The organism is Bordetella muralis (assembly GCF_054781015.1).
Map to the genome: position 1 here is coordinate 248,049 of NZ_BAAGVF010000008.1, position 17,999 is coordinate 266,047.

Genomic DNA, 17,999 nt, shown 5'->3' on the forward strand with positions numbered 1-17,999 from the left:
CCCGCCGACTATCAATCGGCGGGCGTTTTTACGTTGGCGCGCTATCCGCGCAGCGCCATCGTCACACTACGAGGTCACGCATAGGCCTCGATGGGCAAGCAAGCGCACACCAGATTGCGATCACCGTAGGCGTTATCCACGCGCGCCACAGGCGGCCAGTACTTGGTCTCGCGCAGCGACTCGACCGGATACGCGGCCTGCTGACGGGGATAGTCGTGGTGCCATTCCTCAGCCAACAGCATCTGCGCCGTGTGCGGAGCATTCTTCAGCACGTTGTCGTCGCGATCACGCTCACCGCGTTCGATTTGCGCGATCTCTTCACGGATGGAGATCATGGCATCGACAAAGCGATCCAGTTCCGCCAGGCCTTCGGACTCGGTCGGCTCGACCATCAGCGTTCCTGCCACCGGAAAGCTCATCGTAGGCGCGTGGAAACCATAGTCCATCAAGCGTTTGGCGATGTCCTCGGCGCTGATACCCGTCGTGTCTTTCAGCGGACGAACGTCCAGAATACATTCGTGCGCGACACGGCCATTTCGGCCGGCGTACAGCACCGGATAATGATCACGCAATCGTGCTGCCAGATAGTTCGCATTCAGGATCGCCATCTCGGTCGCGCTACGCAGGCCATCGGCTCCCATCAGCGCAATATAGGCAAACGAGATCGGCAAAATGCTGGCCGAGCCAAACGGTGCTGCGGACACGGGGCCGACCTCGGATTCGACATCCAGCTTGCCTTGCGCATTCAACACGCCCGGCAAATACGGCGCCAGATGCGAACGCACGGCCACCGGACCGACACCCGGCCCGCCACCGCCGTGCGGGATGCAGAACGTCTTGTGCAGGTTCAGGTGCGAGACATCGGAACCGAACTTCCCGGGCTGGGCGACACCGACCATGGCGTTCATGTTGGCGCCATCCAGATATACCTGGCCACCGGCCTGATGCACCAGATCGCAAATCTCGGTGATGGCCTCTTCGAACACACCGTGTGTCGACGGATAGGTGATCATCAAAGCAGCCAGGCGATCGCCCACCTGCTCGACCTTGGCGCGCAGGTCTGCGATATCGACGTTGCCGTTGGCGTCAGAGGCCACGACGACCACACTCATCCCCACCAACTGGGCGGATGCGGGATTGGTGCCGTGCGCCGAGGCGGGGATCAAACATACATCGCGCTGAGATTGGCCGTTGGCGCGGTGATAACCGCGGATCGCCAGCAGGCCCGCATATTCGCCCTGCGCGCCCGAGTTCGGCTGCAGGCTGATATCGTCATATCCGGTGATTTCGCACAGCGCGTCAGACAGGCGCTGCACCAATTCGCGATAGCCCTGGCTTTGGTCCACCGGCGCATACGGATGGATCTGCGCAAACTCGGGCCACGTGACGGGAATCATCTCGGCCGTCGCGTTCAGCTTCATCGTGCACGAGCCCAACGGAATCATGCTGCGATCCAGGGCCAGGTCTTTGTCGGACAGCTTGCGCAGATAGCGCAGCATGTCGGTTTCAGATTGCACACTGGAGAACACGGGGTGCGACAGAATCGCACTCTCACGTTGCACCGCCGCGGGAATCCCGCCCGCAGCCTTGGCATCCAGGGCGTCGATATCCAGCGCCACGTCGTCTTTTTCCAGGCCCGCGGCAAAGACATTCACCAGAGCCTGCAAATCGGCGGCAGTCACCGTCTCGTCCAGCGAGACCGACAAGCGTGCGCCATCGACGCGGCGCAGGTTGATGTGTTCGCACTCGGCAGCCACTACCAACGCTGGCGTCGCCGCCCCTGTTTCCAGCAGCAGCGTGTCAAAGAACGTGTCGTTGACGACTTTGACCCCCAACTGCGTCAGCGCCGTGCGCAGAATCGCCGTGTAGCGCTGCACGCGCGTGGCGATGCGACGGATACCCTCGGGACCGTGCCACACGGCGTACAAGCCCGCCATCACGGCCAGCAGCACCTGCGCCGTGCAAATATTCGACGTCGCTTTCTCGCGGCGGATATGCTGTTCGCGCGTCTGCAATGCCAGGCGCAATGCCGGATTGCCCTGGGCATCTTTCGACACGCCGACCAAACGGCCCGGCATATTGCGCTTGAAGGCGTCTTTGCAGGCCATGAAACCCGCGTGCGGGCCGCCGAAACCAAACGGCACCCCAAAGCGCTGCGACGAGCCGACGGCGATGTCCGCGCCCCACTCTCCCGGGGGCGTCAACAACGCCAGCGCCAGCAAGTCCGTCGCGCACGCGACAACGGCGCCTTGTGCATGTGCCGCCTCGGCCAACGCACGATAGTCGCTGACCGCGCCCAGGCTATGCGGATATTGCAGCAGTACGCCAAAGCATTCCGGCAAACCTTGCGCCTCATCGCCTATGGCGATCTCGATACCCAGGCCTTCGGCACGCGTGCGCACGACTTCGATCGTTTGCGGATGGCAATGCGCCGAGACAAAGAACACCGGGCTGGCCGATTTGGAACCACGGCGCGCCAGCGTCATGGCCTCAGCAGCCGCTGTCCCCTCGTCCAGCAGCGACGCATTGGAAATATCCAGGCCCGTCAGGTCCGCCACCATAGTCTGGTAGTTCAACAGGGCTTCCAGGCGGCCTTGCGAGATCTCGGGTTGATAAGGCGTATACGCCGTGTACCAAGCCGGATTCTCCAGCACGTTGCGCAACACCACATTCGGCGTGTGCGTGCCGTAATACCCTTGACCGATGTAATTGCGGTAAATGCGATTACGGCCAGCGATGGCCTTGAGCTCGGCCAGCACATCGGGCTCACTGCGCGAGGCAGGCAACGCCAAGGGCGCCCGGCTGCGAATCGCGGGCGGCACGACCTCGTCAAGCAAGGTGTTCAGACTATCGCAGCCAACGGCCGCGAGCATTTTTTCCTGATCCCCCAGCGAGGGACCAATATGACGAGGAATGAAATCGGAATGGGTATCTAGAGCGCGCGACATGAGAGGTCTCGGTACAGAAAAATGGCCGCGCGGGCGCAGCGCCCGCGCGGCGTCAGCCAGATCAGCCGTTGGCGACGGCTTCGTAGCCGGCGGCGTCCAACAGTTTGTCGGCGTCAGCGGCGTTGTCCGGCTTGATCTTGTAGATCCAGGCGGTATAGGGCGAATCGTTGATCAGGTTCGGCGTGTTTTCCAGCTCTTCGTTAAAGGCCACGATCTCGCCCGTCACGGGTGCATAGATATCGGAGGCAGCCTTGACCGACTCAACCACGCCTGCGGTCTCGCCGGCCTTGAGCTTGGCGCCTACGTTGACATCGCCAACGAAGACGAGATCACCCAATTGTTCCTGGGCGTTGTCGGTAATGCCGACGACGAACACGTCGCCTTCGGCGAGCACCCATTCATGGGACTCAGTGTATTTACGATCGGTGGGCAGGCTCATAAAAGCTCCTAAAAATTGGGTCGCACCTGCGCCGGCACCCCTGCCAGCGCATGGCGGCAGTTTACGAGTGTTCGACGGCTTTGCCGTGACGCACGAATGGTAATTTGGTTACCAGGGCGGGCACCCATTTGCCGCGGATCTCGACTTCGACCGTCTGACCGGGTTCGACGCCCAGGGGAACGCGGGCAAAACCCACGGATACGCCCAAGGTCGGCGACATGGTGCCGCTGGTGAGCTCGCCCGCACCCTGCGGCGTGCGCACCGCCATATGGGCACGCATCACGCCACGGTCCTGGAGCTTGAGCCCCACGAATGCGCACGGCGTCGCGAACTGCTCCAGTGCATCGCGGCCGACAAAACGGCGCGAGGCGTCTTTCAGGGATACCGTCCACGACAATCCTGCCTGATTCGGCTGGGTCAATTCGTCCATGTCCTGGCCGTAGAGATTCATGCCGGCCTCCAGGCGCAGCGTGTCACGCGCGCCCAGACCGCAGGGACGCACGCCCTGAGCGGCCAGATCGTTCCACAATGCCACGACCTCGGTGGCAGGCAGCACGATTTCGAAACCATCCTCGCCGGTATAGCCGGTACGCGCCACCAAGGTATCGTCGGCCACTACAGCGGCCACGAAGGGAGTCAGCGGCTCGGTAGCAGCCTGCCATGCCGGACGCGCAGCCCAGACTTTGGCACGGGCGTTGGGGCCCTGCACCGCCACCATAGCCAGATCTCGGCGGGGCGTAATCGTCACGTCGAACCGCCCGGCGGCCGCCACGCGGCGCATCCAGGCAATGTCTTTGTCGGCCGTGCCGGCATTGACCACCACACGCCACTGATCCGCGGCAAAGAAATAGACGATCAAATCGTCCACAATGCCGCCCTGCGGGTTCAGCATGCAGGTATAGAGCGCTTTGCCCGGGACTGTCAGTTTGGCGACATCGTTGGCCACCAGACGCTGCAGAAATTCGGTTGCCTGGGGACCGGCGACATCGGCATTCAACATGTGCGACACGTCAAACATGCCTGCGTCGCGGCGCACGGCGTGGTGTTCTTCCAGTTGCGATCCGTACGCCAACGGCATATCCCAGCCGCCAAAATCGACCATGCGCGCGCCAGCGGCGACATGGGTCTCGGCCAAGGGGGTACGTTGAAGAACAGCGGACATGAACAGGCTCCAGAGTGGCGGCATCGCCTCGAGGTTACGGAATGCCGGTCTGGATGCGGAAAGCGCCAGAAACCAGCTGGATTTTCCGCCCCTCTGTCCTTTTGCCTGAGAGTTGCCCCGCGTTGTGCGGGTTTGCACCTTCGGCGCCTGGGCTACGCACGGAATCCGCGGCGCCAGGTCTCTCCAGAGTGCTGTGTCAGCCCCCGCCTCGGCACACGGCCAGGCAGGAAACTGATGCGTCGCGGTATGGGTTACCTGAGCGATTCCGGGCGAATTGCGCCTTCGGCGGCGACCCTATACCGTGGTGGTGGGCCGCTCTCTCCCGCGACGAACATGACAGCGGAGTGAAGCATACCGCGAAAAGCGGGGTGCCGACTAGCGGCGGCGTGCCGGTTTTCCATCCTCGAAGCGGTTGGACGTTAAAAAGCCCCGCCGGGCCGGGGCAACCTGCCTCAGGCGCAGCGTGAGAGCTGATTTACCCCAGCGCCGTATCCAGCAACATCATCAGGACAAAACCGATCATGAGCCCCCCGGTCGCAAACACTTCGTGGCCCTTGCGATGGGACTCTGGAATGATTTCATGACTGATGACAAACAACATGGCGCCCGCCGCAAAGCCCAGCCCCCAGGGCAGCAACTCCGCGGACCAGCCGACCACGAGGGCTCCCACGACAGCCCCCAAGGGCTCTACGAGCCCCGACAACATGCCCAGCGCCACGGAAAACGCCCGGCTATAGCCCGCCGACAGTAACGCCAGCGCGACCACCAGCCCTTCGGGCACGTCCTGGATCGCAATCCCGGTCGCGAGCGCACTGCCTTGCACCGGGTCGTTCCCCACATACCCCACGCCTATGGCCAGGCCTTCGGGCAGGTTATGCAGCGCAATGGCAAACACAAACAGCCAGGTGCGGCGCAAACGATGCACCTCGATGCCTTCTTTGCCTTTGATGAAATGCTCGTGAGGCAAGAGACGATCCATCGTCAACAACACCGCCGCACCCAACAAAATAGCGCCGCCGACGATGAACCCTGATCCCCAGGGTCCATGCCCCAACTGGCCGGCGGCTTCGAGGCCTGGAGCCACCAGGGAAAAAGCGCAGGCCGCCAACATGACGCCTGCGCCAAATCCAAACATCGTATCCTGCACCTTGTCGGACAGGGTTTGCGAGAACATCACCGGCACCGTGCCCAGCGCCGTCGCGCCCGCCGCCAGCAAGCCACCCGCCAAAGCATTGGCGACGTGGGGCGCGCGCGGCAACAGATATTCCCACAACGCATAAGCGCCCAGACACGCGACCAGGACAGCCAGTGTCCAGACACTGACGCTGGTCAGCTGCGGGCGAATACGGTGACGGCTGAATGTGTTCATCAACAACCTGCGCAAAGGATGCAGCACAAACCGGTACTCAGGCCAAGGCGGCCTCGTAACGGCGGGCCACTTCGGCCCAGTCAATCACATTGAAAAACGCGCCGATGTATTCCGGGCGACGGTTCTGATATTTCAGATAATACGCGTGTTCCCAGACATCGAGGCCCAACACCGGGGTATTGCCCTGCATCAGGGGGCTGTCCTGATTGGCCGAGCTTTCCACCACCAGCTTGCCTTGCGGCGTGACGCTCAGCCAGGCCCAGCCGCTGCCAAAACGGGTCAGGGCCGCCTTGGTAAAGGCGTCGCGAAATGCCTCGACGCCACCGAGATCGGCATCGATCGCGGCCGCCACGCGGCCTTGGGGCTGGCCGCCGCCTTTGGGAGACATGACCGTCCAGAACAGACTGTGGTTGGCATGGCCGCCCCCGTTATTACGGACGGCGCCCCGCACGGCCTCGGGCAGGCTGTCGATATGGGTGATCAGCTTTTCGACCGGCTCGTCACTCGACAGACCAGCGCCTTCCAGCGCGGCATTCAAGTTGTTGATATAGGTCTGGTGATGTTTGGTGTAGTGAATTTCCATCGTCTGCGCATCGATGTGCGGCTCAAGCGCATCGTAGGCGTAGGGCAGATCGGGCAAGGTATAGGGCATGGCAAATCTCCTGTTCGAGCTCCCGGAGGAGCGGTTCGGCTGCCAACGCGAATCGGCAGTCATGAGGGACATGGCGCCTCACACAGCAATCTGAGACGCTCAATATTTCCGTTGAGATTTAGTGCGGCGGCTGCGTCGCATCGCGCCATACCAGCGCGGCGGCGCGGCAGGCGCGCTCATGACCCGGATGACGCTGTAAAAACTGCAGCAGCTCCGCATAAGTCGCACGCCCATGACGCCAGGCAGCCTCACGCCAACACTCCGGCAAGGCGGGATCCAACGCCATTTCATGCAGCAATTCATGTGCCCGACAGGCGTGAGCGGCGGCCAGTTCAGGCTGGGCGGTCAACTCATACAGCGTCAGCAGGTTGTGATGCGACACGACGAGCGCAGCCAATGCGGCTTCGACATCATCCGACTGCCCCGGCAAGGTATCGGCCAGACTCAAGGCCGCGCGGTATTGGGTCAACGCTGCAGCATGATCACCCCGCTCATAGGCACGATTGCCCCGCAACGTCGTCCGCTGCCATACGCCAAGGCAAGACGTCGTCGCAGGAGGCGGTACTGCGGCAGGCCTGGGTTGAATATGGACCATCGAGACTCTCCGTCAGGATGAAATTAATCAATAAAGACAACCTAAATGATAGTCATTTTTATTTAATAAAACAACGCGACGTGTCCTGAGCACGCTCATGGTGCTCAGATTCGAACCAGTCTGGCGTGACGGATTCTGAAGTTGGAAAAAATTTGTCTGATGCGGCGCGGCCTCGACACCTATGCCAGCCGCGTCCTCACAACGCGCGGCCGCACGCCACGCCAGAGGCCCAGGCCCATTGGAAGTTATAGCCGCCCAGCCAGCCGGTCACATCGACCGCCTCGCCAATGAAGTACAGGCCAGGCACGGTGCGCGCCTGCATGGACTTTTGATCCAGCCCGCGCGTATCGACGCCACCGCGCATGACTTCGGCCTTTTTATATCCGGCGGTACCGCTGGGAACGAGACGCCATTGATGAATGCCGTCGGCCAGGGAGCGCAAGGTTTTATCGGGAATGTCAGCTAAACGCTGTTCGGCCAATTCGCTCTTGCCGGCAGGGCTGACCGCTTGCCGCCCGGCTTGCCTGGTTTGCCCGGCGGCCTGATGCCCTGCGTGTCCTGATTGTCCCGCGAAGCCCAGCCATTGATCGGCCAGGCGCCTGGGCCACAGTGCGCCCAGGACCGTATGCAACTGCTGCCGGTTACCCGGCTTGGCTGCGATCAATTCGGCCGCCAGGTCACGGCCCGGCGCGAGATCGATCACGATGGCCTCGCCGGGTTGCCAAAAGCTGGAGATCTGCAAAATTGCCGGCCCCGACAAACCGCGATGCGTGAACAGCAGGTCCTCCAGAAATTCGCCACGCGCACGGCCGGCGCCTGTGACCAGAGAGACCTCCAGCGCCACCCCGGACAACTCGGCAAAAGGCTTCCACTGCGCGGCATCGAAGGTCAGCGGCACCAACGCCGGACGCGGCTCGACGACTTTCAAGCCGAATTGCCGAGCGATTTTCAAGCCAAAATCCGTGGCGCCCAATTGGGGAATGGCCATTCCACCGCTCGCAATAACCAATTTGGCAGCGCGGATCTCGCCCTGGCTGGTGCGCAAGGTATAGCCCGCCTCGGAGCGGCTGATCTCGTTCACACTGCACGGCATGCGCCAATGCACGCGTCCTGTCTGACATTCGGCGCGCAGCATCTCGATGATCGATTCGCTGCTGTCATCACAGAACAACTGTCCGCGATGCTTTTCATGCCACGCCACACGATGGCTGCGCAACAGTGCCAGAAAGTCCTGCGGCGTATAGCCCGCTAATGCCGACCGGCAAAAGTGCGGGTTATCAGACAAGAAATTTGCCGGCCCGGCCCCCAGGTTGGTGAAATTGCAGCGGCCGCCGCCAGAGATCCGGATTTTTTCCGCCAAACGCTCGGCGTGATCGATCAATACAACGCGCAGTCCACGTTGTCCTGCCACGGCAGCGCACATCATGCCTGCAGCGCCCGCGCCGATGATGGCTACGTCAAACACAGGCGGCTCCCCAGCGATGGACAGCTGTCCACGCCGACATCACGGAGCCTGCCGTGCACCGAGTCCAGCACGGCAGTCGCAAACATCGCGCTCACTCTTCGATCAGGCAATCCACGTAATACCGCTTGCTGCCATCGGGCGCGGTCTCTTCGGCCAAGCCGTGGATATAGGTTTCGAATCCCGGGAAACGCTCGTTGAAGTCACGCGCGAACTGCAGGTACTGCACGATGGTGCGGTTAAAACGTTCGCCCGGAATCAGCAACGGAATGCCCGGCGGGTACGGTGTCAGCAACACGCCGGTCACACGCCCTTCCAGCTGCGAGACTTCCACGCGCTCGACTTCGCGGTGCGCCATGCGTGCGAACGCATCCGAGGGCTTGAGCGCCGGCACCATGTCGCTGAGATACATCTCGGTCGTCAGACGCGCCACGTCGTTGGCGCGATAGGCCTCGTGGATCTGCTGGCACAGATCGCGCAAACCCATGCGCTCGTAGCGGCGATGACCGCGGCAGAACTCGGGCAGAATGCGCCACAAAGGCTGGTTGCGATCGTAGTCGTCCTTGAACTGCTGCAACGCGGTCAACAGCGTATTCCAACGGCCCTTGGTAATGCCGATGGTGAACAGGATAAAGAACGAGTACAAACCGGTCTTTTCAACCACCACGCCGTGTTCGGCCAGATACTTGGACACCAGCGCAGCGGGGATACCCGTCTCGCCAAAGCTGCCCGAGATGTCCAATCCGGGGGTGACCAAGGTCGCCTTGATCGGGTCCAGCATGTTAAAGCCGTCGGCCATCTCGCCGAAGCCATGCCAGTGATCATTGGCCTCCAGGAACCAATCATCGCGATTGCCGATGCCTTCGGACACCAAGCGATTCGGTCCCCAGACCTTGAACCACCAATCGTTCTTGCCGAACTCGGATTCCACCTTGCGCATCGCGCGACGGAAATCCATCGCCTCGCGTATGCTTTCTTCGACCAGCGCGGTGCCGCCCGGGGGCTCCATCATCGCCGCCGCCACGTCGCACGAGGCGATGATCGCGTACTGCGGCGATGTCGAGGTGTGCATCAAATAGGCTTCGTTGAAGATATTGCGATCCAGTTTGCGCGACTCGGACTCTTGCACAATGATCTGCGACGCCTGGGAAATACCGGCCAGCAGCTTGTGGGTCGAGTGCGTCGCGAACACCATTGGTCCGTGCGGACGCGGACGGTCCTGACCAATGGCGTGCATGTCCTGGTAATACTCATGAAACGAGGCGTGCGGCAGCCACGCCTCGTCGAAATGCAAGGTGTCGACGTAATCGCCGAGCTTTTCCTTGATCATCTCGACGTTGTAGATCACGCCGTCGTAAGTACTTTGCGTCAACGTCAGGATGCGCGGTTTTTTATTGACCGCTTCGCGTGCAAACGGGTTGGCCTCGATTTTCTTCTTGATGTTCTCGGGGTCGAATTCCTCGAGCGGGATCGGGCCGATGATGCCCAGGTGATTACGCGTCGGACGCAGAAACACCGGGATCGCGCCAGTCATGGTGATCGCATGCAGAATCGACTTGTGGCAGTTACGATCCACCACCACCACATCGCCCGCGGCCACGTTGGCGTGCCACACGACTTTGTTGGATGTGGACGTGCCGTTGGTCACGAAAAAGCAGTGATCCGCGTGGAAAATACGCGCCGCATTCAGCTCGGACTCGGCCACCGGGCCGGTGTGATCCAGCAGTTGACCCAGTTCGTCCACAGCGTTGCACACATCGGCGCGCAGCATGTTTTCGCCAAAGAACTGGTGGAACATCTGCCCCACCGGGCTCTTCAAAAATGCCACGCCGCCAGAGTGCCCCGGGCAGTGCCAGGAATACGAACCGTCTTGCGCGTAATTGACCAGCTCACGGAAAAACGGCGGCGGCAGGCCATCGACGTAGCTGCGCGCCTCGCGGATAATGTGACGCGCCACGAACTCGGGCGTGTCCTCGAACATATGGATGAAGCCATGCAGCTCACGCAGAATATCGTTGGGGATATGCTCGGAGGTGCGCGTCTCACCGTACAGATAAATCGGGATGTCGGCATTACGGAAACGTAATTCGCCGATAAAGCTGCGCAGATTCTTGATCGCGCTGGCCACATCCTCGGGCGAGTCGACGTCGAACTCCTCGTCGTCGATCGACAAGATGAATGCGCTGGCCCGGCTCTGCTGTTGCGCAAAGGAACTCAGATCACCGTAGCTGGTGACCCCGATCACCTCTACGCCCTCGGCCTCAATCGCCGTCGCCAATGCACGAATCCCCAGACCCGAGGCATTCTCGGAACGGTAGTCTTCGTCGATGATAAAAATAGGGAAGCGGAATTTCATGCGGGCGCTCCTGAGGCAAGGCCAAAACGGACGCGAGTGTACAGCGATAAGGAGGCAGCAGGTTGACATCCCGTCAACCTGGCAGGGAGATTTACATCTGGACTGCGCCGATCGAGCAATGACACTAGCTGATCGTCACGGAGGCACGCGTGTTCACCGCGCCGACATAGCGTTGAAAAAAGGCCGGCAATGATTCGGTCTGGCCATAGCGAATCCGCCGCTCAACCTTGGCGATCGCACACAGGCACACGTCGAATTCGGGTTCGCCCGTCACCAGAACCACCGGATCCTCGTCGTCGCATACCTCATACAAACCGCCAAAGTGCCGCCGAGCCACCTCGTACAAATAGGCGGCAGCGCCAACGGTCTGCATCGGAGTCAGCGTGAGGCGCCCTTGATGAGCGTCGCCCAGTACCGAATCCAAAGCGTCGATGCTTTGGAGGGAGTAGTCCAGGGCGGACTGATCAGACACTGCCGTCAAAAAGTCCTCGGCCGCTGCATTGACGCGCTCGACGAACTCATCTTGCGCATCTTCGTCCACATGTTGGGGGTTTTTGAGGAAACCGAACATCGTAGGCTCCTGCGCCGGCAACCCGCGCGATAAGGAAACTCCATTATATTCCGGCCACCCACGTAAAGTTGCAAAAAAGCAACACAAATCAGGCCTCGCCAAGCCGCGCGCCGTCAGGTGCGCGGCAAGGTCACCCCACGTTGGCCCTGGTATTTTCCGCCACGGTCACGGTACGACGTCTCGCAGACCTCGTCGCTTTCCAAGAACAACATCTGCGCGCAGCCTTCGCCGGCATAGATCTTGGCGGGTAGCGGCGTGGTGTTGGAAAACTCGAGCGTGACGTGGCCTTCCCATTCCGGCTCGAGCGGCGTGACGTTGACGATGATGCCGCAGCGCGCATAGGTGCTCTTGCCCAGGCAAATGGTCAGCACGCTGCGTGGGATGCGGAAAAACTCCACCGTACGCGCCAGGGCGAACGAATTGGGCGGGATGATGCACACGTCGCCCGTGAAATCCACAAAGGACTTCTCGTCGAAATTTTTGGGATCGACGATGGTGGAATTGATATTGGTAAAGATCTTGAATTCGTTCGCGCAGCGCACGTCGTAGCCATAGCTACTGGTGCCATAGCTCACGATACGGCCGCCATTGGCCGTGCGAACCTGGCCGGGCTCATAAGGTTCGATCATGCCGGCCTCGGCCGCGCGTCGGATCCAGCGGTCGCTTTTAATGCTCATGGTAATAACTTGCTCAGGTTGGTTAGCAGGTATTTTATCGCCTCAATCGGCAAAGAACGTCCGGTACACCAATGCTAACCCGTTCACTGCCCCGCCCTTCAGGTCCAACGACCAGCGCCGAGACAGTTGATAGCTGGCACGCCCCACGGTTTCCGACCCTGCCATCGCCTGTTCGATGCTCAGCGTGATTCCATTGGCAAAGTGTTTGCTCGCCACCAGGAATTGCGTCGCCAGATCGCTGTCGCTGTCTGCGTTGACCGCACTGGCAACGGTACGATCCGGCAGCAAGCTCCCCGAGCTGCCGATAGCGCCAGAGCGGATACTCACGTCGTCCAGCCCGAACTGCTTGTAAAACGGCTGTCCGCCGCCCAGCAACGCTGCACCGACCGACAACATCAGAGCAGCGTCATTGCCGCTCTCGTCGGGACCGCGGCCCAGCACCAGCCAGGACAATTTCTCAACATCGCTGACATCCGGATACGACACCAGATCGATCCTGGGACGCTGTGCCGTCCCCCCTACCTTGACGCCGGCCTCGACCTGATCGCCGGTACGCAACGCCTCGATATCCAGCAGCGGATTATCCAATCGCCCCTGGAACGTGAGCGTGCCGCGCCGCAGCCGTAATTTTTGGCCATATGCCTCGATGCCACCACCTCGCGTGCGCAATGCTCCGATACCCGTCAGGCGACCGTCGGCCATATGAATCTGGATCGAACCCAATAAGCCCGCATCCAGCCCCATACCCGTAATGTAGAAACGCGGCCCCATATCGAATTTCAGCGTCATGGACATCTGTATCGGCGAATCAGCAGCCTGATCCGTCTCACCGGCTTTAATGACATGGACATCCTCATCCAGGCTCGGAACGCCTTGCAGGATCTCCAGGCTGAACCAGCCCGCATCTGCGGTCAGATCGCCGGTAATCGTCAAGCGGGGCAATTGTGCATCGACATCGACGGTCCCCGACACCATGGCATAGCGGTCGGAACGCTGCAACGCGGGGAACCGATGCAGCTTCAGATGAATCGCGCCTTGCATCGCCTGCAAATCCCACTGTCCCGAGGCCTCGGCATAGCCGTTCTTGGCGTCAGGATTCTCGGTCACCCATTCCTTCGTGCGCCACTCGTCCGGCATCACTCGCAGCGAGGCCGGGAATTTCAACGAGTCCAACACCAGGCGCGTCCCGTCCAGACGCGCATTCAGCGTGCCATCGATGAGCCGCACGCCATCATCGATGCGGACCAGGCGCAACGCTTCACCGCGGATCGTTCCCGCCGTAGTCCATTTGCCATTGAGCGTACCTTGCGCGTCGATCTTCGCCTGGACTTTGCCACGGATCTCCATGGTGTCGCCAACAAACAGGTCTACCCATGTCAGATCGGCAATATCCGCATCGAGATTGACGCGAATCGGGCGTTTGGCATCCAAGGCCATCGCGCCGCCTGCGCCGCTCACCAGCACCGCCGAGGCTGAACCAGATACCGTGCCCATTTTCTGAGTACGGACATCCAGCGTCGCATCCAGGCGGCTGGCGTTGCCGCTGGTCGGCGTCGCTTTGACATCGATCGCGAGATTGGTCAGTCCCAGCGGAATCGGAGGGTCCCCGGGAATGCGTAAATCGCCATCACGGCGGGCGACACGCGCGGTGCCCGACAAAGCCCCTGCGAATTTCAGATCCCACGCGGCATCCAGCGCAATGCGGCGCTGTCCCTCCGATGGACGGGCATTGACACGCTGTCGGCGGGCTTCGGCCGCTGCGGGATCCAGCGCCCGCATGATCTGGCGCAACATGGACGCGGTAATCACGAGATTATCCGCACGGCCAGCCGTCTGCCACCGTCCTTGGCCGCCACGCGATCCTTGATGCGAAAGCACGGCACGCTGTTTGTCCGGCAAGGTCATGGTCAGCTGCGTCGCCCCCACGTCCCATTGCCAATGAGGGGCCTTGGCATCAGGCAGGAACGACAACGTCACAGGCTGCAATGCCGCTGCGAATTTCATCGATTCCGCCGTCAAGCGTTCTACCTTGCCGCGCCAACCGATGAGGCCCGCAGCGCCGTTTTCCGCGGGTCCAGAGCGTGTGTTCGTCTGCGCAGCGGGTGTAGTCCCTGAAGCAGGTGTGGGACGTCCCGGCCCCCAACCGCCGCTAAAAGCCAGATCTGCCTGCATCGGTGCCCGGCCCAATGTATCGGCGCGGGAATCCCCGGGCGTATAACGGGCCGAAAGCTGTCCCTGATGCTGATCCAGCCGTCCGGCCAGCTTGGCTTTCAGCGACGCGCCACCCGGCAGATCCGGCCAGAACGCATCCAGCCGCGGCGTATCGGCGTCCAACGTCAGCGTGCCCTCGCCCCGGCTCAATCCGCCCTGGGCTTTTACGCGATTCGGACCCACGGTGAGATCGAGCAGCAGATCGCGAAGCTCGAAGCCAGCCAGGGGATCAGCGGCATGCGAGGCGGACGTCTCTGGTGCCGATGTCGATGTCGATGTCGATGTCGATGTCGATGTCGATGTCGATGTCGATCCAGATGTTGCCTTAGACTCCGCCTCCTGCAACGCATCAATGCGGCCTGTCAGACTCCCGGCCAATACCTGCTTATTCCAACGGCTGTCCTTGGAAATCGTGGCCTGCACATACGCGTGTTTCAAGTCATAGACATTTTCGACCTGCGCATCGACGGCCATACGCGCGCTCAACAACGCAGGCGGAATCACGTCACCGACAAAATCGCCGATATTCAGCCGCTCGGCATCCAGCGTCGCCACGACCCGATCTATACCGGGCTGTAATGGTAAAGGTTGACGATCCACTGTTACGACGACGCCCGACTGATCCGCCAAGCGCATATTCACATTGGCCGTGCGCAGGGGAAATGGCTGGTCAAGCTCCAGGCCGGCCTGCGCCAACAATTTCAACGCGCCATCAGCGGTTGCGCCATCCAGGCGTACATCCATCTGCTGGAGCGAACCTTCGGCCTGAAGCTGCACCGTCGCTGCGCAGATGGCCGTCGATGCAGCGGAAGCTGCGGCCGTTGGTGCTGCGTCCGTTGAGTCTGCAGTTTTTGGCCCGGCGTCTCGCGATCCCGCCGCTTTCGAGACAGTTGCCTTCGAGGCAGACGCCTTCGATGCTGCGGCTTTCGAGTTGGATGCCTTCGTCGCAGCGTTTTTTGACGCCGCTGCTTTCGCTCCGGCAGCCTTATCGGATTTCGCGGCCAGCATCTGGCTGGCACATAGCGGAGAATCGTCCCCCCGTCCCTGAGCCTGGATATCCAGCGCTGCCTGCAACGGCCATGGTTGAGCCATCCCCAACAATTCGACCTTGCCGTGCATATCGGCAAACACCTGATCGTGCGCCACATGCAAGCTGTGCAGACTCAAGCTGGCGCCCTTTTGATCCGCGCCCAGGCTGACGCCAACGTCACTCACTGCGACAGGCAAGGGCTCGCCGTCCATCGTCACGTCCAGACTGCCCACGGCAAACCGGTCAACCTGTAATTTCACAGGCAAGTCCGGCATGACGAAAGGCTCATCAACCACCATCGGCTCCGGCTCGTCCGGCGTCGTCGTCAACGCCACCTGTACTGTGCCCGCAGACAACTCCTGTACATGCACCAAACGCTGCCCCAAGGCGCTCCACCGTATATCCAGACGCAGATCCGCCAAATCGACAGCCGTTCCCGGGAACACCAACTGCAGACGTCCGACCTGCAACTTGCCGAGGATCGTACCGTTGACGTCTTCTGCTCGTCCGTCAAACTGCTGCGCCACCGCGCCCAGCAACGTGCGCGTTCCCGATTGCGTGCCTGTCAGCCACAATGCAAAGCCGCACAGCAGCACCACCAACGCAATCGGCAGCGGCAACCACCACACCAACAGGTGACGCAACAGCGCTCGCAGGCCCTTCAAAACGCGATCCCCAACGAAAAGTGCAGCCGCAGGTCACGCTCTTTTTGACCGTACGCCAGATCCAGAAAAATGGGGCCCGCCGGCGTGCGCACCCGCAGCCCGGCCCCGTACCCTACATGCATTTCCATCTCGCCGAAAGACTCGGCAGCATCGCCCGCATCGACAAATACGCCCATCCCCCAACGCTCGTCAAAATAATGGTCGTATTCAATACTCGCGACGGCCAACGTAGGTGCCCCTACCACCGCGTCATCTTGCTCCACACCGATACTCTGGTAGCGGTAACCCCGAATCGTACGGGCGCCGCCGGTACGGAACCCGAAATCATCCGGCACCCGGGTCTTCGAATCAGACCAGATGCGGCCGACCTCGCCACGCAGTGTCAACACATCGCGTTCGCCGATAGGCCACCATTTCTGGCCACGCAAGCGGGCGCGGAAGAACGGCTTGCCAGTATCCAGTACCACCCCGACCCCGCCGCCGATGGCAATCAAATTGCCTTCACGCGGATCATATTTGCTATCGACATCCCGCCGCAGCCATTCCGATGTCAGCGTTGCCGTGGGCAAATCGTATTCGTCGCCGCCATCGATTTTTACCTTGTCATAGGCCAACAATGCGCCCCAACGGTTTTCGTATTCGACCCGACTGTCGCCCGCGCCCTTGCGTTCGCGCAACCGCGTCGCCCCCAGGGCAACACGACGGACGTCCAGTCCCTGGATATCCGAATGGCTCGCCAATACGCCAACCGAGTCCTTCTGACCTTTTTCATCAGGTGGCAAATGGAAATCAGCGTAGGCGCGCTGCTCCTGCCGGTCCAGGCTGATGCCGCTCTCCAAGGTCACTGGCAAACCGAACACAACGTTCTGCTGGTATGTCACTTCACCACGCACGCCCACGTCGTCGTCCACGCCGATGGATGCGCTCAGGCGGCGAGCAGGCCCTTCGACCACGCGCACATCAACCGGCAAGGTAACGACACCGTCGGAATCGCGCGATGGGGCGGGCGCCGCCGCGGGTCCGCCTGATACGGCCGGATCCCCGCCCGGCGTCGCTGCCGCCAGATCGTCCGCACCCGAGGAGCGCGTCTGGTCCGACGCTGACCCCAAGGTCACAAAGGCTCCCCGGAAAAACGAGGTAGCCTGCAGGTCCTGCTGCCAATTATCGAGCTTGTCCTGACTGTAGGGCTCGCCCTCGTCATAGCGCACATAACGGCGCGCCAATGAATCGGGCACCCGCTTGAAACCCTGTGTCTTGAGCGGCCCCATACGCACCAGCGGCCCGCTGTCGACAGTGACCGCCAGATAGACCTCCGCCGTGTCGGCGTGCACAGCCGCCTCCGACGCTGTCATGTAGGCCAGCATGAAATCACGCGACGACACCGAATCCAACAGCGCCGCCTTGGCCTTGTTCCAATCACTATTAATAAAGGGCTGTCCGACCGCCAAGGACCAGCTCTTGCGCAGTTCCTCGATGCGCGCCGCGTATTCGGGGCGGGTCACGCGCCCTGTGAACTTGAGATCCACCGCAGCCACCACTGCGCGCTTGCCGGGCTGAATCGTGATATCCCAGGTCTCACCGCCAACATCGGTTCCCGCCTCGAGCGTGACAGTAGGCGTGAAATACCCCTGTGTGGCCAACGCAGCCAACGCGGCATCACGCGCGCGCCGCCGCAGCCGATTGATCTCGCCACCGTCCTGGTCCTCGGCCAGACGCGTAATCGCGGCAACCGCCTCGGTGATAGAAGTCAGTGCCGCAGGCGGTACGCCCCCAGGATCAATAATGACCTCCGGTCCCTGCGCGCGAGCGCTGCCCATCACGCCCAGCAGGCCTACGAGTAACAGTGCAACCCAGACCCGCAT

Annotated in this window: 12 protein-coding genes and 2 riboswitches; all 12 genes read right to left on the reverse strand. The window is 61.4% G+C overall.

Features of this window, described 5'->3' with window-relative positions; all coding sequences use genetic code 11:
* Positions 1–74 precede the first annotated feature (74 nt).
* Positions 75–2,948: an aminomethyl-transferring glycine dehydrogenase gene (gcvP, locus tag ACYVIT_RS18875; protein WP_415804019.1), complete on the reverse strand. Its 2,874-nt coding sequence runs from the start codon at positions 2,946–2,948 to the stop codon at positions 75–77.
* Positions 2,949–3,009: 61 nt separating this feature from the next.
* Entirely contained in the window at positions 3,010–3,387 is a 378-nt protein-coding gene (gcvH, locus tag ACYVIT_RS18880; protein WP_415804020.1) for a glycine cleavage system protein GcvH, read from the reverse strand.
* Between the two features lie 61 nt (positions 3,388–3,448).
* Positions 3,449–4,549: a glycine cleavage system aminomethyltransferase GcvT gene (gcvT, locus tag ACYVIT_RS18885; RefSeq protein ID WP_415804021.1), complete on the reverse strand. Its 1,101-nt coding sequence runs from the start codon at positions 4,547–4,549 to the stop codon at positions 3,449–3,451.
* Positions 4,550–4,632: 83 nt separating this feature from the next.
* A riboswitch (glycine riboswitch) is annotated at positions 4,633–4,746 on the reverse strand.
* Between the two features lie 35 nt (positions 4,747–4,781).
* Positions 4,782–4,884, reverse strand: a riboswitch (glycine riboswitch).
* Between the two features lie 140 nt (positions 4,885–5,024).
* A complete protein-coding gene (locus tag ACYVIT_RS18890) occupies positions 5,025–5,918 on the reverse strand; it encodes a ZIP family metal transporter (RefSeq protein WP_415804022.1) in 894 nt (297 codons plus the stop codon).
* Positions 5,919–5,955: 37 nt separating this feature from the next.
* Complete coding sequence (locus tag ACYVIT_RS18895; RefSeq protein ID WP_415804023.1) at positions 5,956–6,570, reverse strand: superoxide dismutase; 615 nt, start codon at positions 6,568–6,570, stop codon at positions 5,956–5,958.
* A 118-nt stretch (positions 6,571–6,688) separates the two neighbouring features.
* Complete coding sequence (locus ACYVIT_RS18900) at positions 6,689–7,165, reverse strand: DUF2753 family protein (RefSeq protein WP_415804024.1); 477 nt, start codon at positions 7,163–7,165, stop codon at positions 6,689–6,691.
* A gap of 196 nt (positions 7,166–7,361) precedes the next feature.
* Entirely contained in the window at positions 7,362–8,591 is a 1,230-nt protein-coding gene (locus tag ACYVIT_RS18905) for a BaiN/RdsA family NAD(P)/FAD-dependent oxidoreductase (protein WP_415804812.1), read from the reverse strand.
* Positions 8,592–8,721: 130 nt separating this feature from the next.
* Positions 8,722–10,983: an Orn/Lys/Arg family decarboxylase gene (locus tag ACYVIT_RS18910; RefSeq protein ID WP_415804025.1), complete on the reverse strand. Its 2,262-nt coding sequence runs from the start codon at positions 10,981–10,983 to the stop codon at positions 8,722–8,724.
* A 124-nt stretch (positions 10,984–11,107) separates the two neighbouring features.
* On the reverse strand, positions 11,108–11,554 hold the full coding sequence (locus tag ACYVIT_RS18915) for a hypothetical protein (RefSeq protein WP_415804026.1): 447 nt from the start codon (positions 11,552–11,554) through the stop codon (positions 11,108–11,110).
* 113 nt (positions 11,555–11,667) lie between these two features.
* Positions 11,668–12,231, reverse strand: a complete 564-nt coding sequence (gene dcd / locus ACYVIT_RS18920) for a dCTP deaminase (protein ID WP_415804027.1) — start codon at positions 12,229–12,231, stop codon at positions 11,668–11,670.
* Between the two features lie 42 nt (positions 12,232–12,273).
* A complete protein-coding gene (locus ACYVIT_RS18925) occupies positions 12,274–16,137 on the reverse strand; it encodes a translocation/assembly module TamB domain-containing protein (RefSeq protein WP_415804028.1) in 3,864 nt (1,287 codons plus the stop codon).
* Entirely contained in the window at positions 16,134–17,999 is a 1,866-nt protein-coding gene (locus ACYVIT_RS18930; RefSeq protein WP_415804029.1) for an autotransporter assembly complex protein TamA, read from the reverse strand. Before ACYVIT_RS18930 ends, ACYVIT_RS18925 begins: the two co-directional genes overlap by 4 nt.